Here is a 19,004-nt window from a genome sequence, read left to right on the forward strand (position 1 = left end):
CAATCTCCCGCCCTAGCGCATTCTGCACGACGCTGTGATGACAAGCTAGAGGGCGCTGCTTAATGGGGACTTAAAACGATTTCAGGGGGGCCGGATGGTCGTGCATGCAGGCCCATGCGGCGCCCCACCCACGGACCTTCCCCCGGACTTGATCCGGGGGCCGCTCGTCGCGCATGCCGTGTTGACAGGGGCCCGCGGATCAAGTCCGCGGGAAGGCCGGTGGGGAGGCTAGATCGCCACCCTGATCAATCTACCGGCCAGCCTTCTTGTTGCGGGCAGCATAGGTCTTCAGGCGTAGGCCATTGAGCTTGATGAAGCCCTCGGCATCCTTGTGATCGTAGGCCACCGCGCCTTCTTCGAAGGTCACGAGGTCCATCGAATAGAGCGAATAGGGGGAGGTGCGGGCGATGACGCTGGCCGAGCCCTTGTAGAGCTTGAGCGTGACTTCGCCGGTGACGAATTCCTGACTCTTGTCGATCAGTGCCTGCAGCATGACGCGCTCGGGAGCGAACCAGAAGCCGTTATAGATCAGCTCGGCATATTTGGGCATCAGCTCATCCTTGAGATGGGCCTCGCCACGGTCGAGCGTGATGGATTCGATGCCGCGATGCGCCACCAGCAGGATGGTGCCGCCGGGGGTTTCGTAAAGCCCGCGGCTCTTCATGCCGACGAAGCGGTTTTCCACCAGATCCAGCCGGCCGACGCCATGCTTGCCGCCCAGCTCGTTGAGCTTGGTGAGCAGGTTCGCTGGGCTCAGCTTGACGCCATTGACCGAGACCGCGTCGCCCTTTTCAAAGCCGACGGTGATGATCTCGGGCTCGTTGGGCGCGTCTTCCGGATTGACGGTGCGCTGCGCCACATAATCGGGGGCCGGCACTGCGGGGTCTTCCAGCACCATGCCTTCGGACGAAGTATGCAGCAGGTTGGCGTCGACCGAGAACGGAGCCTCGCCGCGCTTGTCCTTGGCGATCGGAATCTGGTTGCGTTCCGCATAGGCCAGCAGCTGGGTGCGGCTGCGCAGGTCCCACTCGCGCCACGGCGCGATGACGCGGATCGAGGGATCGAGCGCATTGGCGGTCAGTTCGAACCGCACCTGGTCATTGCCCTTGCCGGTGGCGCCGTGGGAAATGGCATCGGCGCCGGTTTCCTGGGCGATCTCGACCAGCCGCTTGGCGATCAGCGGGCGCGCGATCGAGGTGCCGAGCAAATAGACGCCCTCATAGACCGCATTGGCGCGGAACATCGGGAACACGAAATCGCGCACGAATTCCTCGCGCAGGTCCTCGATGTGGATTTCCCGGATCCCCATCATTTCGGCCTTCTTGCGCGCCGGCTCGAGTTCCTCGCCCTGGCCCAGATCGGCGGTGAACGTCACCACCTCGCAATTGTAGGTTTCCTGCAGCCATTTGAGAATGATCGAGGTATCGAGCCCGCCCGAATAGGCCAGCACGACTTTCTTGATGTCTTTTGCCATGAGTAGTTCGTTCCCGGTGTGATTGCGTGGAACGATAAAGCAGATCAGGCGCAACAATCTTGCGAAAACGTCACGCATGGCCGATGGTGTGGCAGAAAACGCCGAACTCTCCGCGCCTGGAAGCAGAAAATGCCAACAACGCTCGACGCCATCGACAAGCGCATCCTGCGCGCCTTGCAGCGCGATGGGCGCATGTCCAATGTCGAACTCGCCAATGAGGTGGGCCTGTCGCCCTCGCCCTGCCTCCGTCGGGTCCGGCTGCTGGAGGAATCCGGCGTCATCGATCGTTACGTGGCGGTGCTGGACGGGGCCAAGGTCGGCCTGACGCTGACCGTCTTCGCCCGCGTTTGGTTCAAGACCCAGGACGCCGAGATTACCCACCAGTTCGCCGAGACGGTGCGGAAATTTCCCGAAGTGGTCGAATGCTACCTGACCACTGGGGAATGCGACGCCATCATGCGCATCGTCACCGCCGACCTGCACGCCTACTGGCGCTTCCAGTCCGACTACCTGATGCGCATTCCCAGCGTGCAAAGCGTCAAGACCGATGTGCCGATGGAAACCATCAAGCGCAGCTACGAGCTGCCGCTGTGAGGCTCGCCTATCCGCGCGCGGCGCGCTACAGCTAGGCCATTGCCGTATTGCCGCAGAGCCCGTCATGTCCGCCGCCTTCCTTCGCCCCGCAATCTTGATCCTGGCGCTTGCCGCCCCAGGCCTGCCGGCCTTTGCCCAGGCGCCAGCTTCGGTAAAATACGAGTGCGAAGACCCGACCGGCTTTGAAGTGCTGGCGTGGATCACGCTGACAGGCACGCATTACAGCCTTACCTCCCAGATGCAGGTCAGCGGCGAGGGTGACCTTTCCCTGCAGGACGGCGGCAGCGGCCTGGTGGTCCTGTCCGGCCCGCTCGCCAAGGATTTCGGGCTGCTCGGCGCCAAGCCGGCCTCGGGGCCAAAACTGACTTTCGTCGATGAACGCGGCCCCGTTATGATCTGCCAACAGCAAGGCTGACCCATGCCCAGTTTCGTGCCCGACCTCTCCGTGATCCTGACCTTTGCGCTGGCCGCCTTCGTGCTCGCCATCACGCCGGGCCCCGACATGGCGCTGCAGATGTCGCGCGCCATCAACTATGGCCGCGCCCATGGCTTTGCCACCGCCGCCGGGGCGATGACGGGCGTCGTCGTGCACACGACCCTGGTGGCGTTGGGGATTTCGGTGCTGATCGTAGCGGCGCCGACGGCGTTCTGGGTGCTCAAGATTGCCGGGGCGATCTATCTGCTGTGGCTGGCCTACCAAGCCATCGTGCATGGCGGCGGCTTGCGGCTAGCCGCCAAGGCGGCGCGAGTGCCGACGCTCAAGGAGAGCTTTGCCACCGGGGTGGGCATCAACCTGCTGAACCCAAAGGTGCTGCTGTTCTTCATGACCTTCCTGCCGCAATTCGTCGATCGCCATGATGCGGCGGCCCCGGCGAAACTGTTTTTCCTCGGGGCCGAGTTCATCGTGGTCTCGATCCCGCTGGCGATTGCCATGGTGTTGGCCGCGGAGAAGCTGGCGGGGGTATTGCAGGCCAATGTCTGGGTCAGCCGCGCGCTGAACTGGACGTTTGCGGGGGTGTTTACTGCGTTCGCGGCGACGATATTGCTGGCCGAGGGACGGAAATAGGCGGGCTTTGCGATACCCCGATGCGGCCCACTCACCGCATCCTTCCCGCGGACTTGATCCGCGGGCCTCTCATAGCACGGCGTGAGCGGATAGTGGCCCGCGGATCAAGTCCGCGGGAAGGACGGTGGTTGGGGAGCCACCTCGCTGAGCTTCAAAGCTTGAATTCGTAATATTTGATCGTGTCTTCCGCGCCGCCAAACCGGCGGTAGAGTCCGTTGGCCGCGTCGTTATCGATCTCGGTGCCGAGCCAGGCCTCGACACAGCCCAGCTCGCGGCCCCAGGCGAATAGCTCGGTGAGCATTGCGGTGGCTACACCCTGGCGCAGATAGGCCGTGGCGGTGCCGACTTCATCGACATAGAGCTCGGTGACCTTATCGGGATGGCGGTGCACCACGCCGGCGCATTGGCCGACCACCAGGTCGCCATCCAGCGCCAGCACCATGATGTGCCCGGGCGCGGTCAGATAGGCAGATAGGCGCTCGGGATGGATCGGCTCATCGAACACATCGGCGGCGATATTGGCGAAGAGACCAACGTCGACGGCAGTGATGCGGCGGATGGTGAAAACCATGGTCAATCCCCCAGATCCGGTGCCCGCCCACGTGGTTCGAGGCTCGAAGAGCTCGCACCTCGCCATGAGGGCTCAATCCTATCTCAACAGGCCCAGTAGTCCTCATGGTGAGGCAGGAGCGTAGCGACTCTCGAACCACGAGGGCGTGGCACTATCCCGCCAGCGCTTCGCGGTCTTTCTTGCTCAGGCGTTCGGTTTCGCTCTTGAGCTGGCCACACGCCGCAAAGATATCGCGGCCGCGGGGGGTGCGGACGGGGCTAGCGTAGCCAGCCGCGTTGACGATATCGGCGAAGCGCTCGATGCGCGACGAGGGCGAGGTGCCGTAATTGCTGCCCGGCCAGGGATTGAACGGGATCAGATTGATCTTGGCGGGAATGTTGGCCAGCAGCCGCACCAGTTCGCGCGCATCGGCATCGGTATCGTTGATGCCGTCGAGCATCACATATTCGAAGGTGATGCGGCGGGAGTTGGAGACGCCGGGATAGTTGCGGCAGGCATCGAGCAGTTCCTTGAGCGGATACTTCTTGTTGATCGGCACCAGCACATCGCGCAGGTCGTCATTGACCGCATGCAGCGAGATGGCCAGCATCACGTCGATTTCGCGGCCGGTCGGCTCGATATAGGGCACGACGCCCGAGGTCGACAGCGTGATGCGGCGGCGGCTGAGGCTCATGCCATCGCCGGCCTGGGCGATCAGCAGCGCCTGCTTGACGTTCTCGTAATTGTAGAGCGGCTCGCCCATGCCCATCATCACCACATTGGTGATGGCGCGGGTATCGCCATGGGGCACGAGGGCCCCATCGTTCGGGCGCACGCCGCCGGGGAAATCGCCCAGGCGTTCGCGCGCCATCAGCACCTGGCCGAGGATTTCGCCTGCGGTCAGGTTGCGCACCAGTTTTTGCGTACCGGTGTGGCAGAACGAGCAGGTCAGCGTGCAGCCCACCTGGGAGGAGACACACAGTGTCCCGCGGTCTTCCTCGGGGATGTAGACGGTCTCGACTTCGACCGGCGGATAGTTCGGATTGGCCGGGTCGCGAAAACGGAACAGCCATTTGCGGGTGCCGTCGCTCGAAACCTGCTCGGAGACGATTTCGGGGCGGTCGAGGATAAAACTGTCGGCCAGCAGCTGGCGCACCGGCTTGGCCACATTGGTCATCTTGTCGAAATCGGTGACGCCGTTGACATAGAGCCAGTTCCACAACTGGCTGGCCCGCATGCGGCTTTCCTTCTCGGCGATCCCGACACCCTGCAGCGCTTCGGCCAGCATCGGCTTGCTCAGCCCGATCAGCGACGGCCGACTGAGCGAGGCAGGACGGATGGCGCTGGAATGGTCGAGATTGAGAGCAATGCTCATGGCAAAGGGCGTCCGGACTTTAGGGAGTGGCGCGGCCAATAGCATATAGGCGCAGTTTGCGCAAAGTCAGGGGGTGCGGACGGGCAATGCGTGGAGCGCAGCGCGCACTTTAGGTGGAGCAACAAGCATCCCCAACCACCGCGCCTCCCGCGGACTTGATCCGCGGGCCTCTGACAGCTTGTGCCGAATTGAGAGTGGCCCGCGGATCAAGTCCGCGGGAAGGCCCGTGGTTGGGGAGGCATTTGGGGATATACAATACTCAAGTTAAAGTCTTAGCTGCAATCCGCCATCGCCTGCGAGGCAGCCGTGGCGCCGGACAGCGAGAAAGTCTCGGTGATCTTGATGCCGGCAGCGGACGTGCCTTCGACCACCATGCTCGAGCCGGCGCGGATGGCGCTGGCCAGCGTCGCGCTCTGGCTGGCGTCGTCGAGCCAGGCAGCGTCGTTCTGGGTGAACAGGTTAAACACCTGCCCGCTGACATTGACCGTGGCGGCGCTATCGGGCGCGAAGGTGAAGCCGGCGACCAGGTTGAACTCGTTGGCGATGTTCTCGCCCGGGCGATTGGTGATGTAGAGGCTGCCCTGCGTATAGCCATCGGGCTCGGGCGAAACCTTCTTGGGCTTGGTCATCGCAAAGCAGACCGGGCCGGTGCCATCCGCCGCCGCATAGGACGACCAGTCGCGATAATCTCCGAGCAGGCGCACATTCTGCGCAGCGGCCGATCCGGCCATGATGACGGTGGCGGAGATCGCCAGCAGCAGTGCGCGCAGGGTCATTGAACTTGGCCTCATCAATTCTGCAGACGATATCGCAAGGATCGCCTCGCCCAATTATGGCGTTTGCGCGCCGCGGGCAACCGCAAACTCGCGCCCTTCACACCATAGTCATGCAAAGGCCCCCGCCACTGGACGGAGGCCGGAGCCATGTGGGGTGCCGATCAGGCGCAGGCTGCGTCGATGGCTTTCATCGCCGCGGTGGCGCCGCTGAGCGAATAGGTATCGCTGGTATTGGTGCCGCGCTGGCTGGTGCCTTTGACGACCAGATTGGTGCCGGCCTTGAACGCCGCCACGAACCCGCCTTCGTCGCCGGTCGAGGCCAGCCAGCCGGCCGAGCCTTCCACCACCATCGGATAGACCTTGCCATCGATCGCCGCGCTCGCCTTGGCGTCGGTGGCATTGTACGGATAGCCGATTATGGTCTGGACTTCGTTCTTGGTGCCCATTCCCTTGCGGTGGATGATCATGAAATGGATCGGGTCGCGATTGGCGCCACTGGGTTCACTCGCGGAGGGCGCGGCTGAGATATAGCAGATCTTGCCGCTCGCATCGGTCGCTGTCCAGGCGGACCAGGCGTTGAAAGTGCCCAATTCGGTTGCGGCCTGTTGCTGTGCCTGCGCGGCAGGCGCCAAACCCATCAATGCGGACACCGCAAGCCCAAGGACCAGGCCACCGGTTTTCGTCATCATTGCCAATACATCCTCTGTTTAATCGGTCCGTGGTCGAGAACACGCGCCCGCAAGCTTGCCCCCAACAGCGTTACCAGGAAGTCAAATGCCGCCGCATTTGATTAAAACCTGCAATGGAAGCCAATCATGACGGCAATTTGGCGCGAAGTTCAGCCGTTACCAGCGTTTGCGCCGCTATGGTTAAGGTTTCGCTAACATAAGCGTGAACGTGATGGTTTTAAACGCCTATGCGGCAAGGGGGTAGCTCTGCTCGACCACATAGGGACCGCCGCCAACGGAGTCCTTGCTGGAAAACAGCACGAAGCGCCCCACGGTGAAGCTCAGTGGCTCGAAGCGGCCAGATTGGGCCAGGAACCACGCCACATCCTGCGCGCTCGATCCGCGCAGCCGCGCCAGCGACACATGCGGCACGAATTTGCGCCCCTCTGGCTCCAGCCCTGCCCGTTGCAGCACCCGCTCCTGCGCCGCCTGCAGCCGCACCAGGTTCTCGTTGACATCGACGCCGGCATAGAGCGCCCGCGGGGTATTGCCCCCAAAGGTCGCCAAATGGTTGAGCCGCACCTGGAACGACATGGAATTGCTGAGCCGGTCGAGGCTGTCGGCAACATCATTGGCGGTGGTGTTGTCCACGTCGCCAATAAAGCGCAGCGTGATGTGATAGTTTTCGGGATCGATCCAGCGCGCGCCCGTGAGGCCACCACGCTTCATGGAGAGTGCCAATCCCACTTCGGCGGGGACTTCGAGGCCGGTAAAGAGCCGGGGCATATAACCCTCCTCTTTGAAAAGGACGACGAACACAGGAGCGACTTGCCCACCAAGCCTAGCACAAGGATTCCGGGCGAACAGGGCCTTATTGTCACGCTCCGCGGAGCGGCCTTGTAAAAGACTGGGTCTGCATCCATATTCTTGGCCAAGTGGCAGGAAATGCCTCCGGCGGAGCAGAAATCCGCATCCGATTGCTAGGGAAAGGATCACGACTATGGCTGAATATGACCGTCAGACCCTCAATACGCGGGCCGGCTCGGCCGCTGCCATTGACGAGGGCCTACGCAGCTACATGCTGCGCGTTTACAATTACATGGGTATCGGCCTGGTCGTGACCGGCCTCGTGGCGTATTTCGCCAATGCCGCCGCGCTGACCACCAATGCCGACGCCGCCGTTGGCACGCTCGCCAATGGCACGATGGTCACCCAATGGGGCGCCCTGCTCTATACCAGCCCGCTGGCCTGGGTCGTCATGCTGGCCCCGCTCGCGTTCGTGATGGTGCTGAGCTTCGGCATCAACAAGATGAGCGTCGGCACCGCACAGCTGGTGTTCTGGGCTTTTGCCGCCGTCATGGGCCTGTCGCTGTCGTCGATCTTCCTGGTCTATACCGGCGCTTCGATCTCCAAGGTGTTCTTCATCACCGCCGCTACCTTCGGCGCGATGAGCCTTTACGGCTACACCACCAAGCGTGACCTGACCTCGATCGGCAACTTCCTGATCATGGGCCTGATCGGCCTCATCATCGCCTCGATCGTCAACATTTTCCTCGCATCCTCGATGCTCGACTTCGCCATCTCGGCTGTCGGCGTGCTGATCTTCGTCGGCCTGACCGCCTATGACACCCAGAAGATCAAGGAAAGCTACAACGAGGCGCATGGCATGGACGTGATGGCCAAGAATGCCATCATGGGCGCGCTGTCGCTCTACCTCGACTTCATCAACCTGTTCATGATGCTGCTGCGCCTGTTCGGCAACCGCAACTAAACACCAGATTTGGTGGACGACAAATCGGGCCGCGGTCTACAAGGACCGCGGTCTTTTTGTTTTTGCCGGTAGCCGCCATGTCTGAAATCAGCCTGCGCCCCTTCGCCTGGAGCGACGTCCCCGCCATCACCGCCATCTACCGGCACTATGTGGAGACCTCGACGGCAACGTTCGACACCGAGGCGCCGGGCGAACTCAAGATGGCCGAGAAATTCGGCCACATGCTCGAGGAGCGCCACCCCATCGTCATCGCCGAACGGGCGGGCGAGCTGGTCGGCTATGCCTATGCGTCGACCTATCGCCCCCGCTTCGCCTACCGCTTCACCTGCGAGGATAGCCTCTATATCCGCCCCGATGCCACCGGCGCGGGCCTGGGCCGGCGGCTGCTGAGCGAACTGATCACACAGAGCCAGGCCTTCGGCTTCAAGCAGATGATCGGCGTCATCACCGCCGAATCCGCCGCCTCCATCGCCCTGCACGAGAAATTCGGGTTTCACACGGTGGGCCGGCATACGGCGCTAGGGCTGAAGTTCGATCGGTGGCTGGATGTCGTGCATATGCAGAAGGCGCTGTGATGAGTGCGACCCAAAAGGGCCCGCCGCCGGATGACTATGATCCAGTCGCCCCGCTCACGGATTAAGAGATCAAAGGGTTGAGGCCTGCTCGGGAATTCTTCGCCGAGCACGGTCTGCCTATGCCCAAGCCGCTCAGCCGGCCGAAAGCTGAGCGCACCAAGCTGACGTGAAGACAAGGACAATGCCTTAGGCCACGAGCTGCTTGCGCATTGGGTAGCCGTTGACCACGCGACCGCCGGCCTGTGGGCCAGCCGCTTGCCAGCCGCGGCTTTCATAAAACCCACATGCGGTCAGGGTCGCTTCGAGGCGACCCTCGCTGTGCCCAAGTGCGAGCAGGGCTGCTTCGAGCCGCGTCAGCATGGCGCTGCTAATGCCAGAAAAACGTGCGGCGGGGTCGACGTAATTGAGGGCGACATGGCCATCTGTGGTCACCGCGCCGACGGCGACGATGACACCCTCGCGCTCGGCCACGTAGATGTGCAAACCTGGATTGGCCAGCATGGCGGCTACGCCGGCCTCGCTCTTGTTGCGTGTCCACGCTGCGATCGCGCTGGGATCGCCTCCATGGTCGGCAGCGCACAGTTCGGTGATTGAATTCGTCAGCACTAGACTCATGGCCGGCACATCGGCTGGCGTCGCCAGGCGAATTGCGTCACTCACAATCGGGCACCGGCGATAATTACCCCACCACGGCCAGTTGCGGGTCGAGCACGCGCAGCACGACCGCGATGTCGTGGCCGCGCTTGAGAATGCGGCCCTGCTGGTTGGTTACGGTGTATTGTCCCTGCTTGTTGCGCATTTTGGGGGTCTTTTCCACGATGAACAGCGGTCGTTCGGAGACGCGGGCATAAATCGAAAACACGGCCCGGTCGCGCAAGAAATCCATGGCATAGTCACGCCATTCGCCCTGGCCGACCTTGCGGCCATAGACATTGAGAATTGTCGCCAGCTCGCGCCGGTCGAACGCCACGATACCCGGCACCTTGCTGGCTGCCGGAACCGCCGGCGGATCACTGATATGGACCAGCGACAGGCTGACATTGTCCTGGTCTGGGGTACGGCCTTGCGCCAAGTCCCTAAGCCTCCGCGTCATTGTGCTGTCATGATTGCCAGATTTGCCGGGACTGGCAAGCGCTTTGCGCGCGCCTCGCTCACAAATGAAGATTCCCCATTTTGGTCACATTCTGTCCCTGTCCTCGCCAAAATGCGCAGTCAATGTCTCCCCATTGCCTCCAGTGATCGGCAGCCGGGCTGAATGAGCCCCCAAACCTGAGGCCCGGCTGTTGATCGCCTCCAAGTTGACCAGTCAATCTTCTCCCCTCCCTGCCCCCAGGGAGGGGATTTGTTTTTGGGGGTATGGTCCGCGTGAGTTGTGTTGCCGGCTGCATGCCACGCCCTCGTGGTTCGAGGCTCGTGAAGAACTCGCACCTCACCATGAGGGCTACTGGAAAATCATGGTCCGTCAGTAGTAGTCCTCATGGTGAGGTGGGAAGCGAAGCTGACCCTCGAACCACGAAGGCGTGGCACCGTATCCAGGCAAATTAATCCAGCAGCCTTACTTCTCGAACGCCGCGGCCCCGATAATCGCGCCCGGTAGGCCATCATCGTCCTGCTGCACCAGCACGGCGACGCCGGTGCTGTTCTGGTCGAGCACTTCGTCGAGCGGCAGCTTGAGCTGGGCGCCGGTTGCGGCTTCCCACATGCCCAGCACCTGCCGCTTGGTCACCACCTGGGTATAGACCATGGTCTTGCCGGCATTCTCGCCGCTGTCGATCTTGACTTCCGCACGGTCGCGATAGGTCACCAGCCACACCACCGCATCACTCTCGCCGGCGCGCGGCGGCACGGCAATCTTGAGCATGTTGCTGGTGGTGGTGATCGTCACCGGCAGGCTGAGCGTGGCGACATCGAGCGCCGTCTGCACTTCGGCGCGGCGCGAGCCGACCACGTCCTTGGTGCCGTTGATCACCATTTGCGGCGTGTAGATGCGCGAGGAATGCCAGCCCTTGGCATAGGAGCGCTGCAGGTTGGAATTGTCGGCATTCCCGAACGTGTCGGGCCAGCCCACATAATCCCAATAATCGACATGATAGGCCAGTGCGATGACGTCGTCGTCGTCGGCAAGGCTCGTCAGCAAAGCATCGGCCGGTGGGCAGGAGGCGCAACCCTGGCTGGTGAACAATTCCACCACCGCCTTGGGATGCGCCCGCAGCGTCTCCGCCGCCGCCGGGGCGGCAAGGGCGAGGACTGCGGCAAAACCGGAAATGGGGCCAAGCAGGCGTCTTGCGATCATGGGCATCGTTGTAAGTCAGCCCGACATGGTCTCGCCAGTCAATTCAGGGTGAGAAGCTAAATTGCAGCGGCCCAGGGTTTTACGCCTCAATAATCGCGAAAAACCGCTTCGACATTGTAGCCATCCGGATCCAGCACATAGGCAGCGTGATAGCGCGGATCGTATTTTTCGCGCGGACCGGGCGCCCCATTATCGCGGCCGCCAGCCGCAAGGGCTGCGTCGTAGAACGCCTGCAGGGCCTGCGCGCTTTCGGCCGGAAAAGCGAAGTGGATCGCCTCGGGATGCGGCACACCCTGCTTGAGCCAGAAATACATCGCGCGATTGCTGCCGAAGCCGATCAGGTCGGCATGACCGTGCGGCCCCTCAAAGTGCACGCCATGGGTAATGCCGAGCGGCGCCAGGGCAGCGCGATAGAAAGCAGTGGAACGGTCGGTGTCGGAGACCGTGAGGACGATATGGTCGAGCATGGCGTTTCCTGTGGCTGAATGTCGATTGGTCCTAAGCGTCCAGCGCGACAGGCGCTGTCAGCAGTGCGATGTCCTAAGCCTTTGTGGGAATACAAATTGCCGGATTAGACCGGTTCTGCTCTGGTGATGGCTTTGGGGGAATAGACGCATGCGAACATTTCTGGGACGGCTGCCGCGGATACAGACGGCGCTGTGGCTGGTCATCATGGCCCTGCTTTCTGCAGCCCCGGCTACCGCCCAGGATCTGGGCGGCGTGACCAACATGTCCCGCAGTCCCGGGCATGGCACCCAGGTCGAATATGTGGCCGAGGGCGGCAAGACCTATCTCTGGTATCCGGGCAATACCAACATCCTCAAAGGCCAATGGAAGGTCGAGGACGGCAATATGTGCTTCGCCTATGGGGCCAACAGCTACAACCCGGTGACCAAGCAGCGCGGCGGCTGGGAATGCCAGCCGGTCCGGGCCTATCAGGGCGGAATCGCCCAGCAGGTGTCGGGCGACCCGATGGGGCTGGCGGGACGACGGGCCGTGCCGTTCGATCTGACCGGCCAGTCGATCTCGCTCGACCAGATCCTCGCCAGCGTGATTAATCCGGGCCCGCCTGCCATTGGCGGGGACTTCAGTTGCGAGGGGGTCATCGCCAATGCCGAACGCAGCAAGAGCGACATGTCGATCGCAGCCGGCACTTATTTCAGCGGCATGTTCATGGGCAAACGCTGCGTCGACGTGGACTACGCGCGCGCCTTTGCTCTAGCCGAGAAATCCGGCACCGGCGTGGACGGCTATCTCAAGGTGCTGCGCGAGCGCGCCGCCACCGGCAATCCACGGGCCGAGTCGGCGCTGCGACGGCTTGGCTACGAACTCACGGCCCAATAACAAAAATGGCGGCCCGGAGGCCGCCATTTTCAAATCCGAAGCCCGAAAGCCCTACGCGGCGACGAGGCTGCGCAGCACATATTGCAGGATGCCGCCATGCTTGTAGTAGTCGAGCTCGTTGGCGGTATCGATGCGGCAGAGGGTTTCCACGTTGAGGCTGGTGCCATCGGCGCGGGTGATTTTCACCGTCACCATGGAGCGCGGCACGATCGAGTTGACGTCATCGATCGACACAGTTTCGGTGCCGTCGAGGCCCAGGGTCTGCCAGCTTTCGCCGTCCTTGAACTGCAGCGGGATGACGCCCATGCCGACCAGGTTCGAACGATGGATACGCTCGAAGGACTGGGCGATCACGGCGCGCACGCCGAGCAGGTTGGTGCCCTTGGCCGCCCAGTCGCGCGATGAACCGGTGCCGTATTCCTTGCCGGCAAACACCACCAGCGGCGTGCCGGCGGCCTGGAACGCCATGGCGGCATCATAGATGGCCATCTGCGAGCCATCGGGCCCCTTAGTATAGCCACCTTCGACGCCGGGCAGCATCTGGTTCTTGATGCGGATATTGGCAAAAGTGCCGCGCATCATCACTTCATGATTGCCACGACGGGCGCCGTAGGAATTGAAGTCCCGGGGCGCAACCTGCCGCTCTTCGAGATACTTGCCCGCCGGGGTGGTGGCCTTGAACGAACCGGCTGGCGAGATGTGGTCGGTGGTGATCGAGTCGAGGAACAGCGCCAGCACCCGTGCATTGGACACATCGGTGATCGGCTTGGGCTCCATAGTCATGCCCTCGAAATAGGGAGGGTTCTGCACATAGGTGGAGCTGCCGTTCCAGCCATAGGTTTCGCTGTCATCGATGGCGATGTTCTGCCAATTGGTGTCGCCCTTGAAGACGTCCGAATAGCGGCCCTGGAACATCTCCTTGGTGACGTGCTTGCGCACGATCTCGGCGACTTCGAGGTTGGTCGGCCAGATGTCCTTGAGGTAAACCGGCTGGCCATTGCTGCCAGTGCCGATCGGATCCTTGGTGATATCGATCTTCATCGAGCCGGCCAGCGCATAGGCCACGACCAGCGGCGGGGAGGCGAGGAAGTTCGCCTTGACGTCGGGGTTCACGCGGCCTTCGAAGTTGCGATTGCCTGACAACACCGAGGCGGCGACGATATCGCCGGCCTGCACGGCCTTGGAGATTTCCACCGGCAGCGGGCCGGAATTGCCGATGCAGGTGGTGCAGCCGTAACCCACGAGGTTGAAGCCGATGGCGTCGAGGTCGGCCGAGAGGCCGGCGCTATCGAGATAATCGGTGACCACCTGCGAGCCGGGGGCCAGCGAGGTCTTGACCCAGGGCTTGGAGTCGAGGCCGAGCGCGCGGGCCTTGCGGGCCACGAGGCCGGCGGCGACCAGCACCGAGGGGTTCGACGTATTGGTGCAGGAAGTGATCGCAGCGATCACCACGTCGCCATGGCCGATGGTGTAATCGGCGCCATCGACCGGCACGCGCACGTCATCGGTCTTGCCGAATTCCTTGGGCAGGGCCAGGGCGAATGCCTGCTTGGCATTGTCGAGTGCGATACGATCCTGCGGGCGCTTGGGGCCCGAGATCGACGGCACGACGGTGGTGAGGTCGAGTTCGAGCGTCGAGGTGAACACCGGATCGGGCGAATTGGCGTCGCGGAACATGCCCTGCGCCTTGGAATAGGCTTCGACCAGCGCCACACGATGCGGGTCACGGCCCGAGGTGGTGAGGTACTGCAGCGTATCGGCATCGACCGGGAAATAACCGCAGGTGGCGCCGTATTCGGGCGCCATATTGGCGATGGTCGCCTGATCTTCCAGCGAGAGATAATCGAGCCCGGGGCCGTAGAATTCGACAAACTTGCCGACCACGCCCTTCTTGCGCAGCATTTCGGTGACGGTCAGCACCAGATCGGTTGCTGTGATGCCTTCGTTGATCTTGCCGGTCATCTTGAAGCCGACGACTTCGGGGATCAGCATGGTGATCGGCTGGCCCAGCATGGCGGCTTCAGCCTCGATGCCGCCGACGCCCCAGCCGAGCACGGCGAGGCCATTGACCATGGTGGTGTGCGAGTCGGTGCCCACCAGCGTATCGGGATAGGCGACGGTCTCGCCGTCTTCGTCGCGGATCCAGACGGTCTGGGCCAGGTATTCCAGGTTCACCTGATGGCAGATGCCCGTGCCGGGCGGCACGACGCGGAAGTTGTCGAATGCCTTCTGGCCCCAGCGCAGGAATTCGTAGCGCTCGCCATTGCGCTCATATTCAAGCTCGACGTTCTGGCCGAACGAGGCGGCGCTGCCAAAGCTGTCCACCATCACCGAGTGATCGATAACGAGGTCCACCGGCACCAGCGGGTTGATCTTCTGCGCATCGGCGCCGAGCGCCTTGGTGGCATCGCGCATGGCGGCCAGATCCACCACGGCGGGCACGCCGGTGAAATCCTGCATCAGCACGCGGGCCGGGCGGTAGGAGATTTCCTGCTCGGAGGTGCGGCTCTTGAGCCATTCGGCGACGGCCAGGATATCGGCGCGCGTCACGGTGCGGTCGTCCTCGAAGCGCAGCAGGTTTTCCAGCACCACCTTCATCGAGCCGGGCAGCGCCGAAACGCCCGCCAGACCATTCTTTTCGGCCTCGGGAATGGAAAAATAGGTGTAGGTCTTGCCGCCGACCACCAGGGTCTTTTTCGACTTGAAGCTGTTCAAAGAGGCCATCGGGTCCCGCCCTGTCATTCGATTTGCTGCTGTGAAGACAGTGTTTAGCCCGCCGGCCGTTAACACCGCCTTTTCTGGAATGACTCCAAACTATTGGGGTTATAGAGAACAAAGATTGGGCTTGCCAGCACGACCATGGCTTCAATACGAGAAGGGGTCATGACCGAACGGCAAGTCTTTGGCCCCCTGGCCCTTTCCGCGCACGCTCTGGCCGTCGGCCGCGGCGGGATAGCGCTTGCCCAGGGGCTGGAATTTTCGGTCCAGAATGGCAAATGCCTGCTGTTGCGCGGACCCAATGGGGTGGGCAAATCCACGCTGTTGCTGACGCTGGCTGGAATCGTCGAGGCGCTGGATGGCGGGTTCAGTCTCGACGGCGCCACGGCCGAAGATGGCCCCCTGCTGCATTATTGCGGCCACCGCAATGCAATCAAACCGCGGTTGAGCGTCCTGGAGAACCTCGACTTCTGGGCGCAGCTCAATGGCCCGACCGGCGCCGCATCCCTTGAGGCTTTGGAGACCATCGGTCTCGAACATGTGGCGGGGCTCGACGCTGGCTATCTTTCTGCCGGCCAGGGCCGCCGGCTCGCCCTCGCCCGGCTGCTGGTTAGTGCCCGGCCGCTCTGGCTGCTCGACGAGCCTACCGCCGCGCTCGATACCGAAGGCCATGACCTTGTCACGCGGCTGATCGACGCGCATTTAGATGCCGGCGGGCTGGTGGTCGCGGCCACCCACGATCCGATCACCCCTGCCGATCCCAACCGCGTCGAGACTCTGGTTATGGCGGGCGGGCATTGAGCGCTTTCGCCGCCGTCATCGCCCGCGAACTGCGCCTTTCCATCCGCACCGGCGGCGATGTGCTGACACTGGTGCTGTTCTTCGTCATGATCGGCGTCGTCGTGCCTTTCGCCGTCGGCCCCGACCGCGACCTGCTGGCCCGCCTCGCGCCCGGCGTGGTGTGGATCGCCGCATTCCTCTCCATGTTGCTCGGGCTCGACCGGCTGTTTCGCGCCGACCACGAGGACGGCACGCTGATCCTCCTGCGTCATGCCGACCTGCCGTTTTCGGCGATCGTTGCCGCAAAAGTGATTGCTCACTGGATCGTCTCGGCCGTGCCGCTGATCGTCGCCAGTCCTCTCCTCGCGGTCATGCTGGCGCTTGATGGCGCGGCATTCTGGCGTGTCGTGCTGTCGCTGCTGGTCGGCACCCCCGCACTGGCCGCCTTGGGTGCCATCGGGGCCGCCGTCACCGTCTCGATCCGCCGTGGCGGGCTGATTGCGCCGGTGCTGATCCTGCCTTTGGCAGTGCCCGTCCTCATCTTCGGCGTCGGCGCCATCTCCACCGGTCCTGGGCCGGACCTTTCGGGCTCCGCCCTGCTGTTCCTTGCGGCAATCAGCCTCATCACGCTGGCGCTCTCTCCCTTCGCCGCCGCTCTTGCGATAAGCTCAGGCGAGGATTAGGACCGTCCCGATGACCACCGATACCGCGCCCAAACCCAGTCTCTGGAACCGCCTCGCCCATCCCGGCCAGTTCGTGGCGCTGACGCGGTCATGGCTGTGGCCCCTGACCATCGTGACGGCGGCCCTGTTTGCCGTGGGCCTGTGGTTCGCCTTCTTCAATTCGCCCGAAGACTACCAGATGGGCGATACGGTACGCATCATGTACATCCACGTGCCCACCGCCTGGCTGAGCCAGTTCGTCTACGGCATCATGGCGGTGTCGGCGATCGGCTCGCTGGTCTGGCGCCATCCGATGGCCGATGTGTCGATGAAGGCCGCCGCGCCCCTAGGCGCCACCTTCACCGCCTTGGCGCTGTTCACCGGCTCGCTCTGGGGCCGTCCCACCTGGGGCACGTTCTGGGAATGGGACGGCCGCATGACCTCGACCCTGGTACTGCTGCTGATTTATCTCGGCATCGTGGCGCTGTGGCGTGCCTTTGACGACCAGCTTCGCGCCGCCCGCGTCATCGCGGTGTTCACCCTGGTGGGCGCCATCAACATCCCGATCATAAAATTCTCGGTCGATTGGTGGAGCACTTTGCACCAGCCCTCCAGCGTCTTCACCATGAGGGGCCCGCATATGCCGCCCTCCATCCTGACGCCGCTGCTGGTCATGGCCATCGCCTTCACCATGCTGTTCCTGACCCTGCATCTCAAAGCCATGCACACCGAAGTCGCCCGCCGCCGCCTGATGGCGCTGCAGCGCCAGGCCGCGCAGACCGGAGCCTCGGCATGATCGATCTTGGTCCCCACGCGGTCTTCATCATCGCCGCCTACGCGGGCGTCACCTTGGCCGTCGCCGCGCTGATCTTTTGGACGCTGTTCGATGCCCGCCGCACCGCGAGCAAAACCGCGGCGCTCGAAGCCCGCGGCATTCGCCGCCGCTCCGCCGGACCCGCCGCCTGATGCGCTATGTGCTGTTTGCCTTGCCGCTGATTGTGCTGGTCGCGCTGTTCGCGATCTTTGCCGGCTCGATCAACCGCGATCCCAGCCTGATCCGCTCGGTGATGATCGACAAGCCGGCGCCGCAATTCACGCTCGCGCCCGTCGATCAGCTCGGCGTTCCGGGCTTCGATACAGCCAGCCTCAAGGGCCAGGTGACCGTCGTCAACGTCTTTGCCAGCTGGTGCATCCCCTGCCGCGCCGAGCATCCCCTGCTGACGGCCATGAAGGACGTCGCCGGGGTGCGCCTCTTCGGCATCAACCAGAGCGACGCGCCCGAAAATGCCAAGAAATTCCTCGACGAACTCGGCAATCCCTATGACGCCGTCGGCGCCGACAGCGACCGCCGCGTCTCCATCGACTGGGGCGTCTACGGCGTGCCCGAGACCTTTGTGGTCAATGCCGATGGCATCATCACCTTCAAGGTGACCGGCCCGCTGACCCCTCAAACCGTGGACAACGAACTCCTCCCCGCCATCGCCAAGGCGCGAGGATAGCAATCTTTGTGAATTTTTGTTATTTTGTCGCCAAAGGAGATTCCCATGGCGACAATGACAGTGTCCCTTCCGGACCCGATGAAGGACTGGATCGAAGAACAGGTAAAGCGCGGCGACTACGCCTCGACCAGCGACTATGTGCGCGATGCGGTGCGACGGGACAGGGACCGGCGCGATCCGAACTATCAGTACACGTTGGAAGAATTCCAGCAGATGCTGGAAGACTCGGCTAATAGCGGAATCAGCGAAAAGACGCCCAAGGAGATATTCGAAGAAGCACGCCAGCTCGTGGCAGCGCGGCGGGCTCGCTTTGGCTTATAAGCTTACAGTCGAAGCAAGCGATGATCTGCGGGCAATCTACGCCTATTCTATTGAAACATTCGGAGACGCGCAGGCCGAACGTTATCAGATTGAGCTCGATGCGTGCTTTAAGCTTATCGCCAAAAATCCTGGAATTGGTCGACCAGTGAACAACAAGCTGTCGCGGCAATGGCGCCGCCATCCGCACGGTTCGCATGTCGTAGTTTACGAGGTAGATGGCACCACCGTCTTGATTCTGGCAGTGGCTCATATGAGTAATCTCAGCAAGATCAGGCAGTTCGACCCTTAAAAGTCGCTGGTCAGCCCCTTGATCTCCCAGTCCCCATAGCGCGCGGGCTCCAGCCCGCCACGTCCACCTTTTTCGGCTGGCGCCTTGGCCACCTTCTCGTCGATTTCGCGCCGCCGCGCTTCGGCCTCGGCGAGCGCCCGCTGGGCGGCCGGCGTCAAGGGCTTGCGCGGCGTCTCGTTGGTCTCGTCGGACATCGAGCCCTCCTTCATTACGCTTTGGTCAGGCGCACTTGCATGCAACCATTGGCTG

The 19,004-nt window shown here is 62.7% G+C and carries 25 protein-coding genes; 13 read left to right on the plus strand and 12 right to left on the minus strand.

Annotated features, from left to right (window positions below; translation table 11 throughout):
• Nucleotides 1-250: 250 nt before the first annotated feature.
• Nucleotides 251-1,474 carry an argininosuccinate synthase gene (locus JWR51_RS05645; RefSeq protein ID WP_299744869.1) on the minus strand — a complete coding sequence of 408 codons (1,224 nt, stop codon included), beginning with the start codon at nucleotides 1,472-1,474 and terminating at the stop codon, nucleotides 251-253.
• A gap of 129 nt (nucleotides 1,475-1,603) precedes the next feature.
• Here JWR51_RS05645 and JWR51_RS05650 point away from each other — a divergent pair, with 129 nt between their 5' ends.
• From JWR51_RS05650 to JWR51_RS05660, 3 genes are all read left to right on the plus strand, one after another.
• On the plus strand, nucleotides 1,604-2,068 hold the full coding sequence (locus tag JWR51_RS05650) for an Lrp/AsnC family transcriptional regulator (RefSeq protein ID WP_299744872.1): 465 nt from the start codon (nucleotides 1,604-1,606) through the stop codon (nucleotides 2,066-2,068).
• 64 nt (nucleotides 2,069-2,132) lie between these two features.
• Entirely contained in the window at nucleotides 2,133-2,483 is a 351-nt protein-coding gene (locus JWR51_RS05655) for a hypothetical protein (protein WP_299744875.1), read from the plus strand.
• A gap of 3 nt (nucleotides 2,484-2,486) precedes the next feature.
• Complete coding sequence (locus JWR51_RS05660) at nucleotides 2,487-3,134, plus strand: LysE family translocator (protein WP_299744878.1); 648 nt, start codon at nucleotides 2,487-2,489, stop codon at nucleotides 3,132-3,134.
• A 151-nt stretch (nucleotides 3,135-3,285) separates the two neighbouring features.
• On the opposite strand, the gene JWR51_RS05665 is transcribed toward JWR51_RS05660, so the two are convergent.
• The 5 genes from JWR51_RS05665 to thpR all read right to left on the minus strand — a co-directional run bounded on the left by JWR51_RS05665 (nucleotide 3,286) and on the right by thpR (nucleotide 7,289).
• Nucleotides 3,286-3,705: a GNAT family N-acetyltransferase gene (locus JWR51_RS05665; protein WP_299744881.1), complete on the minus strand. Its 420-nt coding sequence runs from the start codon at nucleotides 3,703-3,705 to the stop codon at nucleotides 3,286-3,288.
• Between the two features lie 151 nt (nucleotides 3,706-3,856).
• Nucleotides 3,857-5,059, minus strand: coding sequence for a 23S rRNA (adenine(2503)-C(2))-methyltransferase RlmN (rlmN, locus tag JWR51_RS05670; RefSeq protein WP_299744884.1), 1,203 nt, complete (start codon nucleotides 5,057-5,059; stop codon nucleotides 3,857-3,859).
• A gap of 272 nt (nucleotides 5,060-5,331) precedes the next feature.
• A complete protein-coding gene (locus tag JWR51_RS05675) occupies nucleotides 5,332-5,835 on the minus strand; it encodes an invasion associated locus B family protein (RefSeq protein WP_299744887.1) in 504 nt (167 codons plus the stop codon).
• A 161-nt stretch (nucleotides 5,836-5,996) separates the two neighbouring features.
• Complete coding sequence (locus tag JWR51_RS05680; RefSeq protein WP_299744890.1) at nucleotides 5,997-6,524, minus strand: invasion associated locus B family protein; 528 nt, start codon at nucleotides 6,522-6,524, stop codon at nucleotides 5,997-5,999.
• 225 nt (nucleotides 6,525-6,749) lie between these two features.
• Nucleotides 6,750-7,289, minus strand: coding sequence for an RNA 2',3'-cyclic phosphodiesterase (gene thpR, locus JWR51_RS05685; RefSeq protein WP_299744893.1), 540 nt, complete (start codon nucleotides 7,287-7,289; stop codon nucleotides 6,750-6,752).
• Nucleotides 7,290-7,503: 214 nt separating this feature from the next.
• Here thpR and JWR51_RS05690 point away from each other — a divergent pair, with 214 nt between their 5' ends.
• Both JWR51_RS05690 and JWR51_RS05695 read left to right on the plus strand, forming a co-directional pair.
• On the plus strand, nucleotides 7,504-8,274 hold the full coding sequence (locus JWR51_RS05690) for a Bax inhibitor-1/YccA family protein (protein ID WP_299744896.1): 771 nt from the start codon (nucleotides 7,504-7,506) through the stop codon (nucleotides 8,272-8,274).
• 77 nt (nucleotides 8,275-8,351) lie between these two features.
• Nucleotides 8,352-8,849, plus strand: a complete 498-nt coding sequence (locus JWR51_RS05695) for a GNAT family N-acetyltransferase (protein ID WP_299744899.1) — start codon at nucleotides 8,352-8,354, stop codon at nucleotides 8,847-8,849.
• 186 nt (nucleotides 8,850-9,035) lie between these two features.
• Here the strand turns inward: JWR51_RS05695 and JWR51_RS05700 are convergent, their stop codons facing one another.
• The 4 genes from JWR51_RS05700 to JWR51_RS05715 form a co-directional block, all read right to left on the minus strand.
• Nucleotides 9,036-9,509, minus strand: coding sequence for a GNAT family N-acetyltransferase (locus tag JWR51_RS05700; protein WP_299744902.1), 474 nt, complete (start codon nucleotides 9,507-9,509; stop codon nucleotides 9,036-9,038).
• A gap of 19 nt (nucleotides 9,510-9,528) precedes the next feature.
• Nucleotides 9,529-9,921, minus strand: coding sequence for a DUF2794 domain-containing protein (locus JWR51_RS05705; RefSeq protein WP_299744905.1), 393 nt, complete (start codon nucleotides 9,919-9,921; stop codon nucleotides 9,529-9,531).
• Nucleotides 9,922-10,404: 483 nt separating this feature from the next.
• On the minus strand, nucleotides 10,405-11,142 hold the full coding sequence (locus JWR51_RS05710; RefSeq protein WP_299744908.1) for a thioredoxin family protein: 738 nt from the start codon (nucleotides 11,140-11,142) through the stop codon (nucleotides 10,405-10,407).
• An 86-nt stretch (nucleotides 11,143-11,228) separates the two neighbouring features.
• Complete coding sequence (locus tag JWR51_RS05715) at nucleotides 11,229-11,609, minus strand: VOC family protein (protein WP_299744911.1); 381 nt, start codon at nucleotides 11,607-11,609, stop codon at nucleotides 11,229-11,231.
• Nucleotides 11,610-11,757: 148 nt separating this feature from the next.
• Between JWR51_RS05715 and JWR51_RS05720 the strand changes: the two genes are divergently transcribed.
• On the plus strand, nucleotides 11,758-12,486 hold the full coding sequence (locus tag JWR51_RS05720; protein WP_299744914.1) for a hypothetical protein: 729 nt from the start codon (nucleotides 11,758-11,760) through the stop codon (nucleotides 12,484-12,486).
• 51 nt (nucleotides 12,487-12,537) lie between these two features.
• Here the strand turns inward: JWR51_RS05720 and acnA are convergent, their stop codons facing one another.
• On the minus strand, nucleotides 12,538-15,210 hold the full coding sequence (gene acnA / locus JWR51_RS05725) for an aconitate hydratase AcnA (RefSeq protein ID WP_299744917.1): 2,673 nt from the start codon (nucleotides 15,208-15,210) through the stop codon (nucleotides 12,538-12,540).
• Between the two features lie 159 nt (nucleotides 15,211-15,369).
• Between acnA and ccmA the strand changes: the two genes are divergently transcribed.
• From ccmA to JWR51_RS05760, 7 genes are read left to right on the plus strand one after another with little or no spacing between them, the layout of a single operon-like run.
• Nucleotides 15,370-16,005: a heme ABC exporter ATP-binding protein CcmA gene (gene ccmA / locus JWR51_RS05730; RefSeq protein WP_299744920.1), complete on the plus strand. Its 636-nt coding sequence runs from the start codon at nucleotides 15,370-15,372 to the stop codon at nucleotides 16,003-16,005.
• A complete protein-coding gene (gene ccmB / locus JWR51_RS05735) occupies nucleotides 16,002-16,667 on the plus strand; it encodes a heme exporter protein CcmB (RefSeq protein WP_299744923.1) in 666 nt (221 codons plus the stop codon). The genes ccmA and ccmB overlap by 4 nt, the downstream gene beginning before the upstream one ends.
• 10 nt (nucleotides 16,668-16,677) lie before the next feature.
• Entirely contained in the window at nucleotides 16,678-17,442 is a 765-nt protein-coding gene (locus JWR51_RS05740; RefSeq protein ID WP_299744926.1) for a heme ABC transporter permease, read from the plus strand.
• Nucleotides 17,439-17,612 (plus strand): heme exporter protein CcmD, encoded by a 174-nt coding sequence (gene ccmD, locus JWR51_RS05745; protein ID WP_299744929.1) that lies wholly within the window; start codon nucleotides 17,439-17,441, stop codon nucleotides 17,610-17,612. The genes JWR51_RS05740 and ccmD overlap by 4 nt, the downstream gene beginning before the upstream one ends.
• Complete coding sequence (locus JWR51_RS05750; protein ID WP_299744932.1) at nucleotides 17,612-18,145, plus strand: DsbE family thiol:disulfide interchange protein; 534 nt, start codon at nucleotides 17,612-17,614, stop codon at nucleotides 18,143-18,145. The genes ccmD and JWR51_RS05750 overlap by 1 nt, the downstream gene beginning before the upstream one ends.
• 45 nt (nucleotides 18,146-18,190) lie before the next feature.
• Entirely contained in the window at nucleotides 18,191-18,466 is a 276-nt protein-coding gene (locus JWR51_RS05755; protein WP_299744935.1) for a type II toxin-antitoxin system ParD family antitoxin, read from the plus strand.
• Nucleotides 18,456-18,755, plus strand: a complete 300-nt coding sequence (locus JWR51_RS05760; protein WP_299744938.1) for a type II toxin-antitoxin system RelE/ParE family toxin — start codon at nucleotides 18,456-18,458, stop codon at nucleotides 18,753-18,755. The genes JWR51_RS05755 and JWR51_RS05760 overlap by 11 nt, the downstream gene beginning before the upstream one ends.
• Here the strand turns inward: JWR51_RS05760 and JWR51_RS05765 are convergent.
• Nucleotides 18,752-18,949, minus strand: a complete 198-nt coding sequence (locus tag JWR51_RS05765; RefSeq protein ID WP_299744941.1) for a DUF1674 domain-containing protein — start codon at nucleotides 18,947-18,949, stop codon at nucleotides 18,752-18,754. The genes JWR51_RS05760 and JWR51_RS05765 overlap by 4 nt on opposite strands.
• Nucleotides 18,950-19,004 lie beyond the last annotated feature (55 nt).

The sequence above is a fragment of the Devosia sp. genome, from assembly GCF_028290625.1.
Lineage (GTDB): Bacteria > Pseudomonadota > Alphaproteobacteria > Rhizobiales > Devosiaceae > Devosia.

Bases quoted from the DNA above. Each gene is read 5' to 3' on its own strand.
- JWR51_RS05650 (WP_299744872.1), top strand. From the start codon at position 1,604: ATGCCAACAACGCTCGACGCCATCGACAAGCGCATCCTGCGCGCCTTG.
- acnA (WP_299744917.1), bottom strand. From the start codon at position 15,210: ATGGCCTCTTTGAACAGCTTCAAGTCGAAAAAGACCCTGGTGGTCGGC.
- JWR51_RS05740 (WP_299744926.1), top strand. From the start codon at position 16,678: ATGACCACCGATACCGCGCCCAAACCCAGTCTCTGGAACCGCCTCGCC.
- JWR51_RS05655 (WP_299744875.1), top strand. From the start codon at position 2,133: ATGTCCGCCGCCTTCCTTCGCCCCGCAATCTTGATCCTGGCGCTTGCC.
- JWR51_RS05720 (WP_299744914.1), top strand. From the start codon at position 11,758: ATGCGAACATTTCTGGGACGGCTGCCGCGGATACAGACGGCGCTGTGG.
- JWR51_RS05765 (WP_299744941.1), bottom strand. From the start codon at position 18,949: ATGTCCGACGAGACCAACGAGACGCCGCGCAAGCCCTTGACGCCGGCC.
- ccmA (WP_299744920.1), top strand. From the start codon at position 15,370: ATGACCGAACGGCAAGTCTTTGGCCCCCTGGCCCTTTCCGCGCACGCT.
- JWR51_RS05645 (WP_299744869.1), bottom strand. From the start codon at position 1,474: ATGGCAAAAGACATCAAGAAAGTCGTGCTGGCCTATTCGGGCGGGCTC.
- JWR51_RS05755 (WP_299744935.1), top strand. From the start codon at position 18,191: ATGGCGACAATGACAGTGTCCCTTCCGGACCCGATGAAGGACTGGATC.
- JWR51_RS05690 (WP_299744896.1), top strand. From the start codon at position 7,504: ATGGCTGAATATGACCGTCAGACCCTCAATACGCGGGCCGGCTCGGCC.
- JWR51_RS05675 (WP_299744887.1), bottom strand. From the start codon at position 5,835: ATGACCCTGCGCGCACTGCTGCTGGCGATCTCCGCCACCGTCATCATG.
- thpR (WP_299744893.1), bottom strand. From the start codon at position 7,289: ATGCCCCGGCTCTTTACCGGCCTCGAAGTCCCCGCCGAAGTGGGATTG.
- JWR51_RS05660 (WP_299744878.1), top strand. From the start codon at position 2,487: ATGCCCAGTTTCGTGCCCGACCTCTCCGTGATCCTGACCTTTGCGCTG.
- JWR51_RS05750 (WP_299744932.1), top strand. From the start codon at position 17,612: ATGCGCTATGTGCTGTTTGCCTTGCCGCTGATTGTGCTGGTCGCGCTG.
- JWR51_RS05715 (WP_299744911.1), bottom strand. From the start codon at position 11,609: ATGCTCGACCATATCGTCCTCACGGTCTCCGACACCGACCGTTCCACT.
- rlmN (WP_299744884.1), bottom strand. From the start codon at position 5,059: ATGAGCATTGCTCTCAATCTCGACCATTCCAGCGCCATCCGTCCTGCC.
- ccmD (WP_299744929.1), top strand. From the start codon at position 17,439: ATGATCGATCTTGGTCCCCACGCGGTCTTCATCATCGCCGCCTACGCG.
- JWR51_RS05710 (WP_299744908.1), bottom strand. From the start codon at position 11,142: ATGATCGCAAGACGCCTGCTTGGCCCCATTTCCGGTTTTGCCGCAGTC.
- JWR51_RS05680 (WP_299744890.1), bottom strand. From the start codon at position 6,524: ATGATGACGAAAACCGGTGGCCTGGTCCTTGGGCTTGCGGTGTCCGCA.
- JWR51_RS05665 (WP_299744881.1), bottom strand. From the start codon at position 3,705: ATGGTTTTCACCATCCGCCGCATCACTGCCGTCGACGTTGGTCTCTTC.
- JWR51_RS05695 (WP_299744899.1), top strand. From the start codon at position 8,352: ATGTCTGAAATCAGCCTGCGCCCCTTCGCCTGGAGCGACGTCCCCGCC.